Source organism: Flavobacterium profundi, assembly GCF_006491645.1.
GTDB lineage: Bacteria > Bacteroidota > Bacteroidia > Flavobacteriales > Flavobacteriaceae > Flavobacterium > Flavobacterium profundi.
In genome coordinates, this window is record NZ_VDCZ01000012.1 from 104,889 (window position 1) to 125,314 (window position 20,426).

At 30.7% G+C, this 20,426-nt stretch carries 22 protein-coding genes; 8 read left to right on the forward strand and 14 right to left on the reverse strand.

What is annotated here, in order from left to right:
• Positions 1-2: 2 nt before the first annotated feature.
• Positions 3-1,403, forward strand: a complete 1,401-nt coding sequence (glmM, locus tag FHG05_RS14910) for a phosphoglucosamine mutase (protein WP_140998902.1) — start codon at positions 3-5, stop codon at positions 1,401-1,403.
• Between the two features lie 86 nt (positions 1,404-1,489).
• On the opposite strand, the gene FHG05_RS14915 is transcribed toward glmM, so the two are convergent.
• A complete protein-coding gene (locus FHG05_RS14915) occupies positions 1,490-1,870 on the reverse strand; it encodes a hypothetical protein (RefSeq protein ID WP_140998903.1) in 381 nt (126 codons plus the stop codon).
• 226 nt (positions 1,871-2,096) lie between these two features.
• On the opposite strand from FHG05_RS14915, the gene FHG05_RS14920 reads away from it, so the two are divergent.
• The 5 genes from FHG05_RS14920 to FHG05_RS14940 all read left to right on the forward strand — a co-directional run bounded on the left by FHG05_RS14920 (position 2,097) and on the right by FHG05_RS14940 (position 7,068).
• On the forward strand, positions 2,097-2,966 hold the full coding sequence (locus FHG05_RS14920; protein ID WP_181369181.1) for a T9SS type A sorting domain-containing protein: 870 nt from the start codon (positions 2,097-2,099) through the stop codon (positions 2,964-2,966).
• Positions 2,967-3,119: 153 nt separating this feature from the next.
• The gene (locus FHG05_RS14925) at positions 3,120-4,115 is read left to right on the forward strand and encodes a glycosyltransferase (protein WP_140998905.1); all 996 of its coding nucleotides are present in this window, start codon (positions 3,120-3,122) and stop codon (positions 4,113-4,115) included.
• A gap of 5 nt (positions 4,116-4,120) precedes the next feature.
• On the forward strand, positions 4,121-4,708 hold the full coding sequence (gene coaE, locus FHG05_RS14930; RefSeq protein ID WP_140998906.1) for a dephospho-CoA kinase: 588 nt from the start codon (positions 4,121-4,123) through the stop codon (positions 4,706-4,708).
• Positions 4,709-4,779: 71 nt separating this feature from the next.
• Positions 4,780-6,363, forward strand: coding sequence for a sensor histidine kinase (locus tag FHG05_RS14935; RefSeq protein WP_140998907.1), 1,584 nt, complete (start codon positions 4,780-4,782; stop codon positions 6,361-6,363).
• Positions 6,364-6,369: 6 nt separating this feature from the next.
• Positions 6,370-7,068 carry a response regulator transcription factor gene (locus tag FHG05_RS14940; RefSeq protein ID WP_140998908.1) on the forward strand — a complete coding sequence of 233 codons (699 nt, stop codon included), beginning with the start codon at positions 6,370-6,372 and terminating at the stop codon, positions 7,066-7,068.
• Positions 7,069-7,144: 76 nt separating this feature from the next.
• Here FHG05_RS14940 and FHG05_RS14945 read toward each other — a convergent pair whose 3' ends face one another.
• The 12 genes from FHG05_RS14945 to FHG05_RS15000 form a co-directional block, all read right to left on the reverse strand.
• Positions 7,145-7,525 (reverse strand): response regulator, encoded by a 381-nt coding sequence (locus FHG05_RS14945; RefSeq protein ID WP_140998909.1) that lies wholly within the window; start codon positions 7,523-7,525, stop codon positions 7,145-7,147.
• A 108-nt stretch (positions 7,526-7,633) separates the two neighbouring features.
• The gene (locus FHG05_RS14950) at positions 7,634-8,374 is read right to left on the reverse strand and encodes an acyl-[acyl-carrier-protein] thioesterase (RefSeq protein WP_140998910.1); all 741 of its coding nucleotides are present in this window, start codon (positions 8,372-8,374) and stop codon (positions 7,634-7,636) included.
• Positions 8,375-9,295, reverse strand: a complete 921-nt coding sequence (gene miaA, locus FHG05_RS14955) for a tRNA (adenosine(37)-N6)-dimethylallyltransferase MiaA (RefSeq protein ID WP_140998911.1) — start codon at positions 9,293-9,295, stop codon at positions 8,375-8,377.
• 4 nt (positions 9,296-9,299) lie between these two features.
• Positions 9,300-9,761, reverse strand: coding sequence for an HAD family hydrolase (locus FHG05_RS14960; RefSeq protein WP_140998912.1), 462 nt, complete (start codon positions 9,759-9,761; stop codon positions 9,300-9,302).
• Positions 9,761-10,597 carry an ion transporter gene (locus FHG05_RS14965; RefSeq protein WP_140998913.1) on the reverse strand — a complete coding sequence of 279 codons (837 nt, stop codon included), beginning with the start codon at positions 10,595-10,597 and terminating at the stop codon, positions 9,761-9,763. Before FHG05_RS14965 ends, FHG05_RS14960 begins: the two co-directional genes overlap by 1 nt.
• A gap of 17 nt (positions 10,598-10,614) precedes the next feature.
• Positions 10,615-11,976, reverse strand: coding sequence for an exonuclease domain-containing protein (locus tag FHG05_RS14970; RefSeq protein WP_140998914.1), 1,362 nt, complete (start codon positions 11,974-11,976; stop codon positions 10,615-10,617).
• A gap of 56 nt (positions 11,977-12,032) precedes the next feature.
• Entirely contained in the window at positions 12,033-12,725 is a 693-nt protein-coding gene (locus FHG05_RS14975; RefSeq protein ID WP_140998915.1) for a YggS family pyridoxal phosphate-dependent enzyme, read from the reverse strand.
• 4 nt (positions 12,726-12,729) lie between these two features.
• Positions 12,730-13,785 carry an acyltransferase family protein gene (locus FHG05_RS18695; RefSeq protein ID WP_140998916.1) on the reverse strand — a complete coding sequence of 352 codons (1,056 nt, stop codon included), beginning with the start codon at positions 13,783-13,785 and terminating at the stop codon, positions 12,730-12,732.
• A complete protein-coding gene (locus tag FHG05_RS14985; protein ID WP_140998917.1) occupies positions 13,785-15,011 on the reverse strand; it encodes a DUF1015 domain-containing protein in 1,227 nt (408 codons plus the stop codon). Before FHG05_RS14985 ends, FHG05_RS18695 begins: the two co-directional genes overlap by 1 nt.
• A 65-nt stretch (positions 15,012-15,076) precedes the next feature.
• Positions 15,077-15,970: a 3-hydroxyacyl-CoA dehydrogenase family protein gene (locus FHG05_RS14990; protein WP_140998918.1), complete on the reverse strand. Its 894-nt coding sequence runs from the start codon at positions 15,968-15,970 to the stop codon at positions 15,077-15,079.
• 4 nt (positions 15,971-15,974) lie between these two features.
• The gene (locus tag FHG05_RS14995) at positions 15,975-16,376 is read right to left on the reverse strand and encodes a hypothetical protein (RefSeq protein ID WP_140998919.1); all 402 of its coding nucleotides are present in this window, start codon (positions 16,374-16,376) and stop codon (positions 15,975-15,977) included.
• A complete protein-coding gene (locus FHG05_RS15000) occupies positions 16,376-17,347 on the reverse strand; it encodes a Gfo/Idh/MocA family protein (RefSeq protein WP_140998920.1) in 972 nt (323 codons plus the stop codon). The genes FHG05_RS14995 and FHG05_RS15000 overlap by 1 nt, the downstream gene beginning before the upstream one ends.
• Positions 17,348-17,479: 132 nt before the next feature.
• Here FHG05_RS15000 and FHG05_RS15005 point away from each other — a divergent pair, with 132 nt between their 5' ends.
• Positions 17,480-18,121 (forward strand): protein-L-isoaspartate(D-aspartate) O-methyltransferase, encoded by a 642-nt coding sequence (locus tag FHG05_RS15005; RefSeq protein WP_140998921.1) that lies wholly within the window; start codon positions 17,480-17,482, stop codon positions 18,119-18,121.
• Here FHG05_RS15005 and smpB read toward each other — a convergent pair.
• Complete coding sequence (gene smpB, locus FHG05_RS15010) at positions 18,118-18,570, reverse strand: SsrA-binding protein SmpB (RefSeq protein ID WP_140998922.1); 453 nt, start codon at positions 18,568-18,570, stop codon at positions 18,118-18,120. The two genes, FHG05_RS15005 and smpB, sit on opposite strands and share 4 nt — an antisense overlap.
• 169 nt (positions 18,571-18,739) lie before the next feature.
• Here smpB and FHG05_RS15015 point away from each other — a divergent pair, with 169 nt between their 5' ends.
• A complete protein-coding gene (locus FHG05_RS15015; protein WP_140998923.1) occupies positions 18,740-20,260 on the forward strand; it encodes a S8 family peptidase in 1,521 nt (506 codons plus the stop codon).
• Positions 20,261-20,426: the final 166 nt, after the last annotated feature.

Below are 20,426 nucleotides of genomic sequence, written 5' to 3' on the forward strand. Positions count from 1 at the left end.
ATATGACCTTAATAAAATCAATTTCAGGAATTCGTGGAACTATTGGAGGAAAGGTGGGTGATAACCTTACTCCAGTGGATGCTGTTAAATTTGCATCGGCTTATGGTACTTTTTTAAAGCTAAACAATAGTGCTGTTATTAAAGATAGAAGATTAAAAGTTGTAATTGGAAGAGATGCACGAATTTCAGGTCCAATGATTCATAATTTAGTTCAAAATACATTAATAGGTTTAGGAATTGATGTGATTGATTTAGGATTATCTACAACACCAACTGTAGAAATAGCAGTGCCTCTTGAAAAAGCAGACGGTGGTATTATCTTGACGGCCTCTCACAATCCAAAACAATGGAATGCGTTAAAATTACTAAATAACAAAGGAGAATTTTTAAATGGTACAGACGGAGCAATTATTTTAAAAATTGCTGAAGATGAAGCTTTTGATTTTTCTGAAGTGGATTATTTAGGTGAAGTAACGGAGAATTCTTCCTACATGGATATACATATTGACGAAGTTTTAGCCTTACCTTTAGTGGATGTGGAAGCGGTAAAAGCCAAACAATTTAAAGTAGTAATAGATGGTGTGAATTCTTCTGGAGGTATTGTTATTCCTAATTTATTAGAACAAATGGGAGTGGAAGTTGTAAAATTATATTGTGAGCCAAACGGCCATTTTCCTCATAATCCAGAACCCCTAAAAGAGCATTTGGGAGACATTTGTAAATTGGTTGTAGAAGAAAAAGCAGATTTTGGTATTGTTGTTGATCCAGATGTAGATCGATTGGCTTTTATATCCAATGATGGAGAAATGTTTGGGGAAGAATACACTTTGGTAGCAGTGGCTGATTATGTTTTAAGTAGGACCAAAGGGAATACTGTGTCCAATATGTCTTCTTCTAGAGCACTACGTGATATTACTGAAAAACATGGTGGAAAATACCAAGCAAGTGCTGTTGGTGAAGTAAATGTAGTTACCTTAATGAAAGAAACCAATGCTATTATTGGAGGTGAAGGAAATGGTGGTATCATTTATCCTGAAAGTCATTATGGTAGAGATAGTTTAGTTGGTGTGGCTTTATTTTTAACGCATTTAGCAAAGCAAAACCTTTCAGTTGCTGAGTTACGAGCAAGTTATCCTCATTATTTTATGAGTAAAAATAAAATTGAATTAACGCCTCAAATAGATGTAGATTTGATTTTAAAATCAATGACAGATAAATATAAAAATGAAGACATTTCAACGATTGATGGAGTAAAAATAGACTTCCCAACGGAATGGGTACATTTGAGAAAATCCAATACGGAACCAATTATTCGTATTTATACGGAAGCTCCTTCTCAAAAAGAAGCAGATGTGCTTGCGGAACGATTTGTAAAGGAGCTCAAAGAAATAGCTGGAATTTAATAATAGTATAGCAAAGCCGTAGTTTCTACGGCTTTTTTTCAAAACCTTTACTTGTCATTTCACCCCAAGAATGATTTCTTTTTTTATTAATGCTTAGGACCTTTTCCTTTTTTTTCTTTCTTTACCTTTTTAGATTTTTTATAGGTTATTTTGTGTTGTTCATTATACTGATAGGGAGTATGACCTCCAATTTCTAACTCTACCTTACGTGCTGTGTTTAAATTAATAGTTCCAAAAACAGATGGAATTGAAGCAGAAATGGACCAACTACCATTGTTTAAATAAAGATATACACGTTTTTCTAGGTCAAAATAAAAATTTTGATCCGGGAAATAAATGTGTTTCGTTTTAGCTCTATAACCATGTGCTGGAGCCCAAGGTGGAGGACCTTGCGAAAACAGATCTTGTGGTGTAATAAATAGCAAGAATAAAGTGATGATAACTAGTAGTTTTGGGAATGTTTTCATAATGTTTTTTGTTAATTATTGGATATAAATATATTTAAATAACTGAATCGTACTGTACAATATTGTGTCTTCTTTATACTATTTTGATAAAAAAAATATAAAATAAAAAAAGAGGAAAATCGAGGTAGGGTTTTCTTTTTGTCAACTGTTTTATTAGAACATGTAAACAAAAAAAAGGCATTTTTTAATGCCAAAAAACAAAACAAAACAAATAAAACAAACAAGTATGAATGTAAGATTATTCTTATGTGTTACTATTGCCTCAATTTTTAGTATTACAAATTTAACCGCACAAGATTGTTCCGGATTTAAAACCTTTACCATTGGTGGTTGGGGAACCAATTGTCATGGACAAAATCCAGGTTGTTACCGAGATGCCATGTTTGATTTAGCATTTCCAAATGGTTTAACTATTGGTTGTGGAGAAAACCAATTGGTTTTTACTTCTTCTCAAGCCATAAATGATTTTTTACCTTCGGGTTCAACACCTAGAGCTCTAGAAGAGGGAATTTTAGTAAATCCAGGAAGAACGTATAAAAATGTATTAGCAGCTCAATTAGTTGGTGTTACACTAGCCATGGGTTTTGATGAATATGATGAAGAGTTTGCATTAAGTTCACAATACTTTGGAAATTTAGTAATTACAGAAGGGGTTTTTGAAGGGATGAACGTTTATGACTTTTTAGAAACAGCGAATGGTATTATTGGGGGGTGTTTAACAGGTTACTCTTTTAGTGATTTAAATGCAACTGCTACAGCAATTAATGAAAATTTTGATGGTGGAAATTCAGATAATGGGTTTTTATCTTGTCCAGATAATATTTATACGGAGAGAACTGCTGCGGTTAACATTTATCCTAATCCAATAGCAAGTCAAGCAACTCTTGAATTTTCTTTCAAATACGATTCACCAATTAACATAGAATTGTATAATGTAAACGGTCAGTTTCTAAACGAAATTTATAATGGTGATATAAAATCAGAGAAGAAGTATCGTGTAAGTATGGACGCAAATGCATTAAAGCCAGGAGTTTATTTTGTTAAGTTGATAACGAACCTTCAAGCTTACACGAGAACGATAACTATAACGAATTAAAATAGATACATTTTATCTATTGTGAAGAATTTTTTTTTCATGTTTAGAGGATATGTCTAAAAAGATGTTTGTTTGTATGCATTTTTTTAAATAAAAATAAATTAGATGTATTCTTGAGTTTTTTTAAAGAGTATCTTTGCCTAAAAAACAAAGATGCTTTTTTCTTTTATAATACCTGTATATAATAGACCTGAAGAAATAGAGGAGTTGTTGCAAAGTATGACTCAATTTAATTTTGAAGCTCCTTTTGAAGTTGTAATCGTAGAAGACGGTTCTTCTATGCCTTGTGAACACATCGTTGAAAAGTATAAAAATACGTTGCAAATTTCCTATTATTTTAAGCCCAACTCAGGACCTGGAAATTCGCGTAACTTTGGTATGCAAAAAGCGAAAGGTAATTATTTTATTATTTTAGACTCCGATTGTATCCTACCTAAAGAATATTTAACTGTTGTTTCTCAGTCTTTACAAAATCATTATGTAGATTGTTTTGGCGGTCCAGATAAAGCTTTACCTACATTTTCTAACATTCAAAAGTCCATTAATTTTTCCATGACTTCTTTCTTAACTACAGGAGGAATAAGAGGAGGAAGCGAAAAAGTGGATAAATTTCAACCGAGAAGTTTTAATATGGGCCTTTCTAAAAATGCGTTTGAAATTTCAAAAGGCTTTGGAAATATTCATCCTGGAGAAGATCCAGATTTATCCATACGATTGTGGGAATTAGGTTTGCAAACCAAATTAATTAAAGAAGCGTATGTGTATCATAAGCGAAGAATCGACTGGAATAAATTTTATATTCAAGTGAATAAATTTGGAAAAGCCAGACCTATTTTAAATTTTTGGTATCCTAAATACACAAAATTAACCTTTTGGTTTCCTTCCTTTTTTCTTTTAGGCTTTATTTTAAGCCTTATTTTAATTGTATTTTCATTGCCTATATTATTTTATTTGTATTTAGCCTATTTTGGAATGATTTTTGTAAGCTCATTAGTACAAAATAAAAGTGTTACAATTGCCGTTTATTCAATTATAGCTACGGCAATTCAGTTTTATGGGTATGGTATTGGTTATTTAAAATCATTTACAAATGTATTTTTCTTAAAGAAAAAACCTCAAGAAGCACACCCAGAATTGTTTTTTAAATAAATAGTATGACTAAAATTATTGGTTTAACAGGAGGAATTGGTAGCGGTAAAAGTACAGTGGCAAAATATATTGCTTCAAAAGGAATACCCGTTTATATTGCTGACGAGGAAGCCAAAAAAATAATGACTCAAGAAGTTGTCATTAGAGAGATCCAACAACTTTTTAAGGAAAATATCATTTTAGAATCAGGTCAATTGGATCGAAAAAAAATAGCGTCTATCGTTTTTCAACATCCAGATTTATTAAAACAATTAAATGCAATTGTACATCCCAAAGTAAAGCAACATTTTGAGGCTTGGTTACTGAAAAATAAAACGGCTCCATTTATTATCAAAGAAGTTGCTATTTTGTTTGAAACGAAAGGAAATGAGGCTTGTGACAAAGTGATTTTAATAACAGCACCAGAAGATGTTAAAATTGAAAGAGTGATGAAACGAGATAATGTGAGTCGAGAGGAAGTAGTAAAAAGAATGAAGAATCAACTTTCTGATGTTGAAAAAGCAAAGAAAAGTGATTTTATTGTAACAAATGTTAAAATTGACGACACATTTTTAGAGATTGATGAAATTCTTAATTTTTTAAAAATATCGTAAAAAATGCTTTGAATGTTAATCTTTGGTTAATGTTTTAATAGGCTAAATGTTAAAATACTAATTTTGTATTGATGAATAAAAAGAGGTTTCGACTATTGGTTTTCTTAATGAGTGTGTCGCTTATTGGGATAATTTTAGTACAATTATACTGGATAAATACATCTTTAAAGAAAAGTGAAGAAGAATTTAAGCTTCACGTTCAACAAGTTATTGGTCGTGTAGCAGAAAGGATTAACGAAAAAGAGTTCTACTCTTTTTACAAAAAATACAATGCTATTAAAGATAGTATTGGTAAAGAACCTGAAGAAAAAACATTAAAAGAATTTTTCTTCATGGAACGTAATAAAAAGACTAATGAAACCATTATTTACACCAGTTCATTGGTTTCACAAGATTATGGAATTAATGGATCGTTCTTTGATAAAAATGCAGATACAATTAAAGTAGGCAATATTTTAGCCAATAGAAAAACAGAAATTTATGCTGGTACGCCTTTAGATAATAATTCGGTTGAACTAAACAGAAAGCCAGATATCACGATAGAAAAGAAAGGAAGTTTATCTTCAATTGATAAAGCGAACTATCAATTATTCTTTAGAGATATTGTTTCTCAAAGGCCTATTCAAGATCGAATTAGTAAAGAGGAATTAGATAAATATCTAAAGAATGAATTGGAACGCTATCAAATTAAAACCCCTTACGAATATGCTATTTACAGTAATGGTTTAGCCACTAAAATTCGTTCAGATCGTTTTAAATATGATAAAAAATCTACGTATGGAATACCTGTTTTTCAGGATAATGAAGGCATGAGTCAATATCAGTTATTGGTAACTTTTCCTCAAAAGAGTAAATTTTTCTTTTCTTCGATTCTAGGGATTACGATGTTATCGATATTATTTACTTTAATTATTGTATTAACGTTTTCAAGTGCATTAAATCAGTTAATAACTCAGAAACAAATTTCAGAGATTAAAACTGATTTTATTAACAACATGACTCACGAATTTAAAACACCTATTGCTACTATTAATCTAGCTTTAGATGCGATTAAAAATCCTAAAATTATTGAAGATAAAGATAAAGTACAACGTTATCTTCAAATGATTAAAGATGAGAATAAAAGAATGCATGCACAAGTTGAAAATGTACTGCGTATTTCAAAATTAGAAAAGAAAGAATTAGATATATCAAAAGAACCAACGGATGTATTAGGAATAATTGATGATGCTGTAGAACACATTGGTTTGATTGTGGAAGATAGAGAAGGACAGATTACAAAACATATCGACGCTAAAAGATCTACTATTTTATTAAATGAAGTTCATTTTACAAATGTACTAGTAAATATTCTAGATAACGCGGTAAAATATTCACCAGGTCCTCCTGTAATAGATATTTATGTCGAAAATATAAAAGATTATATAGTTATAAAAATTAAAGACCAAGGTGCTGGGATGAGTAAAATAGCTCAAAAAAGAGTATTTGAGAAATTTTATAGAGAGCATACCGGAGATTTGCATAATGTTAAAGGTCACGGATTAGGCTTAGCCTATGTGAAACAAATTGTAGAAGATCACAACGGACAAATTTTTGTTGAAAGTGAAAAAGGTAAAGGAAGTGTCTTTATATTAAAAATGCCCTTAATAAATTAAAGAAATATGGAAGCAAGAAAAATTTTATTAGTTGAAGATGACCCCAATTTTGGCGCAATATTGAAAGATTATTTAATCATAAATGATTTTGATGTTACCCTTGCGAAAAATGGTATGGAAGGTTTTGAAAAATTTAAAAAGGATATCTATGATTTATGTATCCTAGATGTTATGATGCCTTACAAAGACGGGTATACTTTAGCTAGAGAAATTCGCGAAAAAAACCAAGAAGTGCCAATTATTTTCTTAACTGCTAAAACTTTAAAAGAAGATGTTTTAAAAGGCTATAAAGTTGGGGCAGACGATTATTTGAATAAACCGTTTGATTCTGAAGTTTTATTGATGAAAATAAAAGCAATTATTCAAAGAAAAGCTTCTGAAGTAAAGCCAGATAATACTAAATTTGAATTTGAAATTGGTAAATTTCATTTGAATTCTAAATTGCGTTTCTTGTCTTTCCAAAACGAAGAACCAATTAAGTTATCTCCTAAAGAGTGTGAACTTCTTAAAATGTTAGCATTACATGAAAACGATTTAATGCCTCGTGAATTAGCTTTAACTAAGATTTGGAGAGATGATAATTACTTCACTTCAAGAAGTATGGACGTTTACATTGCTAAATTGAGAAAATACATGAAACGTGATGAAAACGTTGAAATTTTAAACATTCACGGTGAAGGATTCCGATTAGTTGTGAAAAAATAAAACCAAAAGAATAAAAAACCTAAAAATATTAAACCTAAAAAAAAGCTTCGAAATTTTCGAAGCTTTTTTTTGAATTTTAACTTAAAATATCTCCTAAAATGTTAGAAGATAAAGGTTTTGAAATATAATCTTTCACTAAGAAGTGATCTTTCGCTTTTGTAATGTCTTCGTCTTCTGTAGAGGAAGAAAGCATGTACAATTTAATAGTTGTTGCATGGTTTTCAAATTCTTGTTGAAATTCTTCTAAAAAATCCCAGCCACTTTTTATAGGCATGAAAATATCAATAAAAATAACATCAGGTATCCAATAGTTTTTATTTTCTCTTAAGAAAGTGATAGCATCGCTAACACTATTTACGGTTTTTACTTCTATAGGAGTGCTACTTTGTTCTATTAATTTTCGATTAAAAAAATTGGTGACTTGATCATCATCTATTAAGAGTATTTTTTTTGTCATTTGCTATCCAGTTTAAAATAAGGTTAGTTCCTATAAAGTTAGTGTAAAATTTGCATTAAATTATAGTTAATAGCTTTGTTGTAAACACATTTATTAACAATTAGTACCTTATTGGTACCAATTTATTTCTAATGCATAAACTTTTTTATCTTCCTTAGCAATACTGTATAAAGTACTATGGTTATTTGTTTCTTTTTGAAGCACCGCAACATCGTTCCAATTTAATTCTTTAATAAAATTAATGTCTAAAGTTGCAATTTCTTGATGGAGTAATCGTTTCGGATCTTCAAAATCGAGACACCATTCCATATATTTTACATTATTTACATGGTTTACCACATCTAAATCAGACAAAACTACATTTCGATTCGCTATTGTTGTTGCATTTATACTAATGTCAATTTTTTTAGTAGAAGCTATGGTAGCATCCTTATCAAATTTCTGAAAATGATCGTGAGGTAAAGCCAAAGCTTCGGGCCTTCTTGTTTGGGTGTTAATTACAGCCCAAAAAGTTTCACAACCTACAATTTTTTCATCGTTCAGATACATTTCTAAACAACGAACCGAACGGGAATTCTCTAATGATTTTACCCAAGTTTTAATGGTAACGATATCGCGCCATTTAGGAAGTTTTTTTATTTCCAAACGCATTCTGATCATTACCCAAGCTTGGTTAAAGGCTTGCATATCTGTAAAACTGATACCCCCTAAATCGGCATGACGACCAGCAGTTAATTGAAGTAAATTACACAAATCGGTATACTTCAAATACCCATTAGGATAACAATGCAAAAATGTTATTTCTTGTTGTTGTTCTAAAATAGAGGTAAAGTTGGATGAAATAGGCATTTATAGTTGTAATTTTATGTAATTAATAATTTCCTGAACATTGGTTTGGTATGGAAACCATTTGGCATTTTCGGTTCGTTTAAACCACGTAATTTGCCTTTTAGCAAAACGACGTGTATTTTTCTTGATTTCTTCAATGGCAAATTCCAAAGTTGTTTTTTTATCAAAATAATCAAATAATTCACGATATCCAACAGTCTGCAACGCATTTAAGTTTTTATACGGTATCAATTCCTTTACTTCATCTAATAAACCTTCTTCTAACATCAAATCGACTCGTTTATTAATACGTTCATACATTACCGCTCTGTCTGCTTCCAAACCAATGATAATAGGCGTAAAGTTTCTCTTATTTTTTCGTTTACCAATAAAACTCGAATAAGGTTGGCCACTTCCTAGACAAACTTCTACAAATCGTTTCATTCGTTGCGGATTTTGTAAGGTTTGTGGGTTTTCTGTTAACAATGTATGGTAATAAGTAGGGTCTAAGGTTTGTAATTGTTCTTGTAAATAGGAAATGCCTTCTTTCTCATACTTTGCGTTAATTTGGTCACGAACCGAAACTTCAATGTCTGGAAAAGTATCAAAGCCTTTTAAAACAGCATCTACATATAAACCCGAACCACCAACGATAATTTGGATAGGATTTTTTTGAAAGAGGGTATCTAATTTTACTAAAGCTTCTTCTTCAAAGTCACCCACAGAATAGGCTTCTTGTATGCTTATATTTTGTATGAAATGATGCGAGGCAGCAGCTAACTCTTCTGTATTGGGAACAGCAGTGCCGATTCTCATTTCTTTAAAAAACTGACGGCTATCACAAGAAAGAATTTCGCAATTAAAATAGCGCGCCAATTGAATGCTTAAGGCAGTTTTTCCAATAGCAGTGGGTCCTATGATAGTGATGAGGTAGTTGTTCAAAGTATTACTCTTTATTTGTAATTAAAAACTGTATTTTGTTTTCTATAGTTTTGTACCAATGATTATCGTTTGTGTATATAATTATAACTTCGAAATTAAATTTTTCACTTTCTATTTTTACGCCTTCTGAATCGTCTATATGTACATCAAAATTAAATGCTTTAGGATATTTAGAACTTGAAATGCCTAATTGTTTTAACTTTTTATTATTTTCAATCTGATTTACTATTTTTTTAATTTTTATACCATAAAACCAGAAAGTCATTCTAATTTTGAACTTTGTTCTGTATGAAGTAGTATAAATGTGAATGTGATGTCCTTCATTTTGTAAACGATGCATTAAATTAGGAGTTCCTTTTCTAATTTTTTCAATGCCAATATACTTTGCAAACCAATTTCTTTTCTCTGTTTTAAATTGGTCAGAATAGGGTATTAAAGTATTGTCTAAATCAAAACTAATATTCATTAATCATCTAATAAATTATTGCCACATTGATGACAAAATTTAGCATTTTCTTGATGACCTTCAGCACCACAATCGGCACATGGATTTTTATCTATAAGTGCTAATTTTTGATCAGTTTTAGCTAATTCAGCTGAAACAATTCCTGTTGGTACAGCAATAACACCATATCCTAAAATCATGACCAAGGAAGCCAAAAATTGTCCTAAAGGTGTAACTGGGGAAATATCTCCATAACCTACCGTGGTTAAGGTTACTATGGTCCAATAAATACTTGTGGGTATGCTTGTAAAACCATTTTCTCTACCTTCTACTACATACATAATGGAACCAATGAGCACCGTACTGATTAAAACAAAATAGATGAATACCAAAATTTTACCTTTACTAGCTAATAAAGCATCTTTCAATTGTTGGGATTGACCCGTAAATTGAGGATGATTCAATACTTTGAATAATCGTAATAAACGTAGCGAGCGCACAATAGATAATACTCCTGAACCCGCAACTACTTGTGCCAAATACATGGGTAACGTAGCGATAAGGTCGATAATTCCGTAAAAACTAAAAATGTATTTTAAAGGTTTATTAATAGATATGATACGTAGGAAATATTCTATGGTGAAAAAAATGGTAATTCCCCATTCTAATGCAATCCTGATATCGTGGTATTTAGTTTCAAAACTTTTGACCGTTTCCATCATGGTTAACAGAATGCTAAGTAAAATAACGCCTAGTAAAATGAGATCGAAGGCTTTGCCAGCTATGGTATTGGTTCCATAAATGACAATGTAGGTTTTCTTTCGAAACTGTTGAAAAACACTTCTTTCTTTACTCATGATACAAATTTAAAAAATTAAAAAGGAATCACTTTCATTACTTTGTGTTTTCTCAAATAGCCTTGAATGATATTCTTTGAATCGCGATTATTTTGCATGGGTATGATAATTTTCTGCAAAATTTCTAAATTGTTGATTTGGTAATTTAGATCGTAAAAGCAGTAGCCTTTTAGGTTGCCATTTTCAATGACAATAGCACTTCTTTCATCATGAGTTCTACCTCTGTCCACAATGACCAAGTTGTTTTTAGAAAGCGTATTTTCTTCGATAAACAACTGAACCCTTTTATTATATTCTTGTGGTGTTTCTTTATTGATACAAGCTCCATAACATTGCTTTAAGTCGTATTGAAAACAACTACTCTTAGTATCGTATAAACCGTTTATTTTTTGACAAAGGTTGTATTTTTCTGTAATTTTAAACAAATAATTTTTGCCTTCTAGTAAGGAAGTAAAAGAGGTGATTTCTTTTTTTCGACCATCTACTTTTTGAACGCTAAGTTTAATATAGCCTTTCTCATCTTTTTCAGTATATAGAGCCCAACCAAATAGCGATTTTTTCAAAGATCTATTGTAAATAGGTTTGTTAATTTTAATTTCTTCACTTTCTTTTAAAAGTGCGATTAATTCACTTCCAGTTTCCTCATAAGTAACAGTATAGACATCACGTTGTATCTTTTTACTTTTGTGTGTGGTTCCTGTGAAATGCTGATTGACTCTTTTTTTGATGTTTTTGCTTTTACCAATGTAAATCAGGTCGCCTTTTTCATTATGAATGTAATAAATACCTGTTTTAGAAGGAACGGCATCTATAATATCGAGTAGTTTGGGAGATAAACCCGCTTTGATTTCGGTTTTTACAAAACTTTTTACAATTTCTTTTCCTGTGTCTTTGGAAAGTAAAAGTTTGAATAATTTTACTGTAGCCATAGCATCACCACTTGCTCGGTGTCTATCCGCAATAGGAATACCTAAGGAACGAACCAATTTACCTAAACTATACGAAGGTTGCTCTGGAATCAGTTTTTTAGCTAATTCTACAGTGCATAATGTTGGTTTTTTAAAGGTATACCCTAATCTTCTAAATTCGGTGCTTAAAATGCGATAATCGAAAGATGCATTATGAGCAACAATAATACTACCTTCAGTAATTTCGATAATTCTTTTGGCTACTTCATAAAACTTAGGTGCTGAACGCAACATAGCATTATTAATACCTGTTAATTTAACCACAAAAGGTTGTATCGGTTTTTCTGGGTTTACCAAACTAATAAATTGATCAATTACTTCATGACCATCGTATTTATAAATAGCGATTTCGGTAATACCTTCTTCGTTGTATTGCCCACCAGTTGTTTCTATGTCGAGTATGCAGTAAATGGTAATTAACGTTTAATGATTTAAAAATTTCAAAGTTACATTTTTTTCTTTTTGGACTAACTTCTATGTCCAAATATACTACTTCCTATTCGAACCATGGTACTTCCACAAGAAATAGCCAATTCATAATCTCCCGACATGCCCATTGAAAGAATATTCAAGTCTATAGTATCACAAGTAACGGAGCCGAAATGTTTTTTTGAGGTATCGAAAAGGACTTTTAAATGTTGAAACTCTTTTTGAATTTGGTTCTGGTTTTCAGTAAAGGTAGCCATTCCCATTAATCCAACTACTTTTATGTTTTTAAATGAAGGATTGTCACTTTGAGCAGAGTCGAGAAGTAGGTTGAGAATGTCATTTAATTCGGTTTCATCTAATCCAAACTTCGTTTCTTCTTCAGCAATATGCATTTGTAATAAACACGGAATAACGCGATTGTTTTTTGCCGCTTGTTTGTTAATTTCTTGCAGTAGTTTTAAGCTATCAACACCATGAATCAAACTCACAAAAGGAGCCATATATTTCACTTTATTGGTTTGAACATGACCAATCATATGCCATTCAATATCTTTTGGCATTTGCTCATACTTTTCAGTCATTTCTTGAATTTTGTTTTCACCAAAAATACGTTGGCCAGCATGGTACGCCTCCATTACATCTGAAACAGGTTTTGTTTTAGAAACCGCCACAAGTGTAACTTGTTGAGGAATATTTTTTTTTATGCTGTTAAGATTTGTTGCTATGGACATTGATTTAATATTTTTTTAATCGGATAAATTTTCTTTCAAAATAAATATATGAAAAATGAGATAAAATTATAGTACATATAATCGAAGAAAAATAAAATATAAAAATTGATAGATTTTCAGAGATATGGTTTGTAATTTTAGATTTAAGAAAAATCAATCCAATAAACTGAAAAATAATTGCATGGTACATGTATATACCATATGAAATTTTTCCAAAATAGTTTAAATACTTGTTATTTAAAAAAGGAATATAGGTTGTAGTTAAAATTCCAATAAATATAGGAAAAGTAAGCATACATATAAAATGATAGGTGATGGTTTCAAAATTATCATTTATTATGTCTGTAAAAAATAGTAAAAAAAATAGTAAGTGAGTTATTATTTTTAAAGGTTTAGAAAATAAAATAGTGTTTTTTTTAATAGATATAAATGCAATTACTCCGCTAAATGAAAAAAAATAAAAATACATCAGATATTTTTGTAAAGGAATAAATTGGCAGAAATGAAAAATGTAAAAATAAAGTAGGGTAAAAGTTAAAAAAAAGATTAAAAAATATTTAGCTTTTAATTTGTATAGAATGGGAGCAATTATAATATAAAATTGTTCTTCAATACCTATTGACCATAAAATTTCTAAAATGCCACCAGGTTTAAATGTGGCTAAAATATTTGCAAAAAATGTGAAGCCTAAAAAAATACCGAATACTAAATTATAATTATTATCTGGAATATACCCAAAATTAGGAGCGACAAATTCATAAAAGATAAAGCCAAAAATAAGTACTAAATAATACAATGGAAAAATTCTTAAAGCTCTTCTTGAAAAGAATTTTTTCAAATCAATGGTATTATTATTATCCTTTTCTATAATCAAATTCCGTATTATTAGAAAACCACTCAAGGAAAAGAACACATACACGGCTTCATCTCCTTTAAAAAAAATAGGAAGTTTATTATAATACGGAAAGCATCTATTTGCACAATACTGAGGCAAATGGTATAAAATTACGAATAGGGCTAAAAAAAAACGTAATGGTGTTATGTTTGGTAATATTTTCATCAAATTTCATACACAATTAAACCACTTCTAAATTTAGGTTCGATATAGGTACTTTTTGGAGGCATAATTAAATTATGATCGGCCAATGTTTTTATTTCTGAAATATCAGAAGGGTAAAGCATAAAACCAACTTCAAAATCTCCTTCATCAATTACTTGTTTAATTGTGGTAATGGATTGTTTTCCAGGGATGTATTCAATACGTTCGTCATTACGCAAATCTTCAATTCCTAAAATAGGATGCAGAACCGTATTGTATAAAATTTGTGCATCTAAAGTATTCAAAATTGAATTCTCTGCTTTTTCTTGTAAGGGATGTTTGTAAAATAAAGCATAAAAATTACCATCCAAATACATACCAAATTCAAATTTGTTTTCTGGTTTCCAAAGTTCTTGTTCTTTTGGTTTTACAATAAAATATTCTTCCAATAAAGTGAGAAAATTTGCTTTGGAATGTCCGTTTAAATCTCTAATAATTCGATTGAATTCATAAATTTTAACATTGCTTTCAGCAATTAAAAAACTCATAAAATATTCTAAATTTGGGTTGCCCAATTTCTTATCTTGCTCGTAAAGCATTTCAGCTGAAGCCGAACGATGGTGTCCATCAGCTATATATAGATTAGGGATATTCTCAAAATACTCTTGTAGCCAATCGATATCACTTTGAGTATCTATTTTCCAAAGCGTATGCTTTTCTTTAGTTGTGGTAGTAAATGCATAAATAGGTTCACTTTGTTTCTTTAATAACAACCAAGTATTAATTTCCACACTATCAGGATACGTAATTAATACAGGTTCTGTATTAAATTGGGTTTGATGTAAATAATCTTTGAATAATTCCACGCGATATTGTAAGGTGTCTTCGTGTTTTTTAATTACATCTTTTTGATAATCTTCAACTGAAGTTCCTGCAATTATACCTGTAAAAGTCTGACTTTTCGTTTGAATTTCATAAACATAAAAAACCGCTTTTTCTTCTTGAATAAAGATACCTTCGCTTTTAAAATCCTTGTATTTTAGAGCCACTCCTTTAAAGCGTTTGTCCCAACTTATTTTTTGCGAATGCGCATAGGCAGGATTAATTACATGCAAAAATGAATACGGATTGAAGTTAAGCCATGCCGCTAACTCGGCCGGACTATAATCGTCATAATTTCTGCAGGTAACCAAACCAATTTTATCCGATGCTGGTCTAACTGCTTTAAAAGGAATTATTTTACTCATAGTTTAGTTAAAAATCAAAAGCCTAAAAATCAAGAATGTAACTTTTAGACTTTTGACATTAGTCATTACGACTTCATAAATTGTTTTGAAACTTTTTCTGCTTTTTTAACTTCAGCATAATCGTAGAAACCTTCTCCAGATTTTACACCTAATTTTCCTGCCATCACCATATTTATTAATAAAGGACAAGGAGCGTATTTTGGGTTTTTAAAGCCATCATACATAACGTTTAAAATAGAAAGACAAACATCTAAACCAATAAAATCGGCTAACTGTAAAGGTCCCATTGGATGTGCCATTCCTAATTTCATTACGGTATCAATTTCTGCTACACCAGCAACACCATTGTATAAAGTTTCTATAGCTTCGTTAATCATTGGCATTAAGATACGATTGGCAACAAAACCTGGATAATCATTTACTTCTGTTGGTGTTTTTCCTAATTTTTCAGATAAGCTCATGATAATTTTAGTCACTTCATTAGAAGTGTTGTATCCTCGGATAATTTCAACCAATTTCATGATAGGCACTGGATTCATGAAGTGCATTCCAATCACACGCTCAGGGTGTACTACTTGTGCTGCAATTTGTGTAATAGAAATGGAAGAAGTATTGGTTGCTAAAATCACATTATGATCACAAATATCACTTAATTGTTTGAAGATTTTTAATTTTAAATCTACATTTTCAGTAGCTGCTTCAATCACTAAATCACAACCAACAACACCATCTTTAGTATCGGTATAGGTAATAATATTGCTTATTGTATTAATTTTATCGTCTTCAGTGATGCTGCCTTTGGCTACCATTCGATCTAAATTTTTAGCGATTGTGGTCATGCCTCTTTCAATTGCGGCTTCTGAGATATCGATTAATTTTACTGTAAATCCAGATTGTGCAAAAGTATGAGCGATTCCGTTGCCCATAGTTCCTGCACCTATTACTGCTATTTGTTTCATTGTATTAATTGAGTTTTGTTTTTTTAGTATATATTAAAAATGAGGTTAGGCCTGGAATTAACATCATGAAAAGTTCTAAAAGCTTAGATTCTATTATAAGTTGAATGGTCAAGCCTAATAAAAAAAGGATACTTATAATTTTAAAAAATAGTACTATTGAATTAACTATCATTTTAGCTTTTATGGATAGCTGATTTTTAACTTTTCTTGCAAAAAAATGAATAGTCATGAATGCTACAATTATTCCAAGACCTAAGCTACATAAAATAAAAATGTTTCTTTCATTGCTGTCCTTATTAAAAATGACTTGAATGAAAAAATAAATTACAACAAATAAAAAAGACAGAATTAAAAAAGGTTTGATTCTTTTTGATATAAAAAATAAGATAAAATCTTTTCTATTCATTATGATTTATTTTCCATCGATTCAATAATCATGTAAGCTACACGTAAAGCTTCGGTACCATCTTCCAAGGTTACAATTGGTGTTGTATTATTGTTAATTGCATCTGCAAAAGTTTCTAATTCTTCTAAGATAGCATTGTTAGCATTTACTTTAGGATTGTCAAAATAGATTTGTTTTTTTATCCCTTCCGCATTTTGTAAAATCATATCAAAATCACCAGGTACTTCTGGTGCGTCTTTCATTTTAACCACTTCACATATTTTCTCCAAATAGTCTACAGAGATGTAAGCGTCTTTTTGGAAAAATCGTGATTTACGCATGTTTTTCATGGAAATTCTACTCGAGGTCACATTGGCAACACAGCCATTTTCAAACTCAATTCGAGCATTAGCAATGTCTGGGGAATCCGATATAACAGCAACTCCACTGGCATTGACCGATTTAACTTTGGAACGAACCACACTTAAAATGGCATCAATATCATGAATCATTAAATCCAAAACTACTGGAACATCTGTGCCTCGCGGATTAAATTCCGCTAAACGATGTGTTTCAATAAACATTGGATTTTCAATCTTATCTTTAACAGCTTGGAAAGCAGGATTAAAGCGTTCTACATGACCTACCTGACCTTTTACATTATGTTTTTGTGCTAATGCAATGATTTTTTCTGCTTCTTCAACCGTATTTGAAATGGGTTTTTCTAAAAACACATGTTTACCCGCTTCAATTGCTGTAACCGCACATTCGTAATGAGAAAGAGTAGGCGTTACGATATCTACAACGTCTACTTCTTGGATTAAACTTTCAATAGAGTCAAATTTTTTATAACCAAATTCAGCAGCTACTTTTTTAGCATTTTCTTCAAATGGGTCATAAAAGCCGACTAATTCATATTTTGAGGATTGATTTAATAAACGCAAATGTATTTTTCCTAAGTGACCAGCACCTAGAACGCCAACTTTCAACATAATAAAGTATTTTCAACAAAAATACATATTTGTTTGAAGTTTTTGAGATACAGTTTGTATTTTTTTTGAACTTTATAGCTTGTTTATTGTGTTTTTTACTGTTATTTTTACCAAAAACTAATAGCCTATAAATTGAAAGATACTCCCAAACATCAAGGACTTAGAAATCAACTTGCTAAATTATTAGAGCAAAAAGGAATTACTGATAAAAATGTATTAGATGCCATAAGAAAAATTCCGCGTCATCTCTTTTTAAATTCGAGTTTTGAAGATTTTGCTTATCAAGACAAAGCCTTTCCAATAGCTGCTGGACAAACTATTTCTCAGCCTTACACCGTAGCATTCCAAAGTCAGTTATTAGATGTTAAAAAAGAACATAAAATTTTAGAAATTGGTACAGGAAGTGGTTATCAAACTGCTGTATTGTGTACTATGGGAGCCAAAGTGTATACCATAGAAAGACAAAACGAACTTTTTAAAATTACTTCTTTATTGTTGCCAAAATTAGGAATTAGACCCAAACATATTTCTTTTGGTGATGGCTACAAAGGATTGCCTCAATATGCTCCTTTTGATAGTATTATTGTTACCGCAGGTGCACCCTTTATTCCACCTGCATTAATGGCTCAGTTGAAAATAGGTGGTAAATTAGTTATTCCTTTAGGAGAAGAACATCAAATTATGACGATGCTTGTTAGAAAAAATGAATCACAATTTGAAAAACATGAGTTTGGAGAATTCCGTTTTGTACCCCTTTTAGAAGATAAAAATTAGTATGATTTTTTAATTCGGTCTAAATCTCTTTTAGTATCTCTTTCTTTCATTGTTTCCCTTTTGTCATAGTTCTTTTTACCACGACATAGAGCGATGTCTAATTTGGCTAAACCTTTTTCATTGGTGAATAAGCGTAAAGGGATGATAGTGAGTCCTTTATTATCACTGTCTTTTTGAAGTTTCTTTAATTCTTTTCTATTTAAAAGTAACTTTCTTTCACTTTTAGCTCTATGGTTGTAATGTGTACCAAAAAGGTACTCTTCTATAGTAGAATTAATTACAAAAAGTTCGTTATTGTGAAATTCACAAAAACTTTCAGCGATGGAAGCTTTACCTAAACGAATTGATTTGATTTCAGTACCAGTTAATACTATTCCAGCCGTATACTTATCGATAATTTCATAATCGAATTTAGCTCTTTTATTGAGTATGTTAATCGTTTTTTGCATGGGATTGCAAATGTAATTTAAAATATTAGAATTAGAAATTTTTATTACAAATATTGTAATTCTTTGAAAAATGTCATTTTTACAATAAACAATACTTAAAATTATGTACTTAATATTTTTTTACACAAAAAATTCATAAATTCGTATTTTAAACAGTAAACAAATAAATATGAAAAAAACGGTATTCAAGATATGCTTCTTGGCAGTTCTTGGCTTGAATGTAGCATGTACAGAAGATTCTATTGAAAAAAACTCTGCAGAAGAAGTACAAAATTTTGATCAGAAATTATTATCCCCTCAACAAATTAATGATGAAATTAAGAGCACCTTGCAACAAACAGGTCAATTTTATTGGAAAAACGCATCCTTGCAATTATTGTGGAGTGCTTCCCAACATGGACAAAATCTAGTAACTATTGGTTATGGTACCTCTACAACTGATTTTGAAAAATCAGCATCTTCTAGAAGTAAAGAGATTGTAGAACAATTATTAAATAGTATTCAAGCCAATGAATCCAATCCTGCAGAAAAACTTTTGGTTTACAATGATCCCGTTTTGAACATTATAGATGTAATTGTTAAAGATCAAAAAACATTATTTGCTTTACGAAATAATAAAAATGTTAGGTATGTGGAACCAGCGGATTATCGCTTTTTTAAATTTGAAGAAGAAAATGGAACACAAAGAAGTTCAAGTTCAGGATCTTCTGGATGTGGATTCGATTCTCAAACTTTAAGTACAGCTGATTATACTTCTATTACTCCAAATGCAAAGGTGCCATGGAGTTTTTATAAGCATAACATTCCAAATGCATGGAGTAAAAGTACAGGTTCTGGTATCACTATAGGCGTTATCGATTCGGGCGTTTCGCCTAATCAATCTTTATTGGGTAGTAATTTTAATAATGGTGATTCCAATGGTAGGAGTGTACAAAAATACGGAACCTATGTAGATTCTATTTGGCCATGGTCAACTTCAACAGACGGACCAAATGATCAATGTGGTCACGGTACCAGTATGACAGCTACTGCTACAGCACCTAGAAACAATAAAGGCTTGCCTGTGGGCGTTGCGTATAATGCCAATTTAATTTCTTATAGAGCAGCTGCAAATGTAGTTTTAGAGGGTTATCATGAACAAAAAGGAGTTCAAAATGCATTTGTTGGTTTAGGAAATAACTCTTCTGTTAAAATTATTTCTATGTCTATGGGACATATTTTTTCTGTTGGTCGAATTGAAGATGGGGTACGCTATGCTAATAACAGAGGAAAACTGATTTTTTGTGCTGGTGGTACTTCCACTAGTTTTACCAATTTTGTAGGTGTAATTTTTCCAGCTTGGATGAACGAAACAGTTGCTGTTACAGGTATTAAAGAAGGATCAGGTTATAATAAATGTTCCAATTGTCATTCAGGAAGTAAAATTGATTTTACAGTTGTAATGGAGCGTTCAGCTTCAGGAAATACAGCTCCTGTATTAAGTTATTACGAAAATCAAACGGACTATGTAGGAGGATCTTCGGTTGCAACAGCTACAACAGCTGGGATAGCTGCCTTAGTTTGGTCAAAAAATCCAAGTTGGTCAAAAGATCAAGTTTTAAATAAATTAAAACAATCTGCATCCTTATATCCAAATAGAAGTTCAGAATACGGCTATGGGAACATTAATGCGGCAGTAGCAGTACAATAAACAATAAATTTCATACAATTATTAATTCTTGCAAAAGCGGATTCTAAGGTATTAGAATCTGCTTTTGTTTTTTAAATTAAAATATCTTTTATGTAGATAATTTGGGTTTGTATAAGGTTTTAAGAATGCTAACTTGTTCAAAATGAATAAATTTAAAAAATAAAAA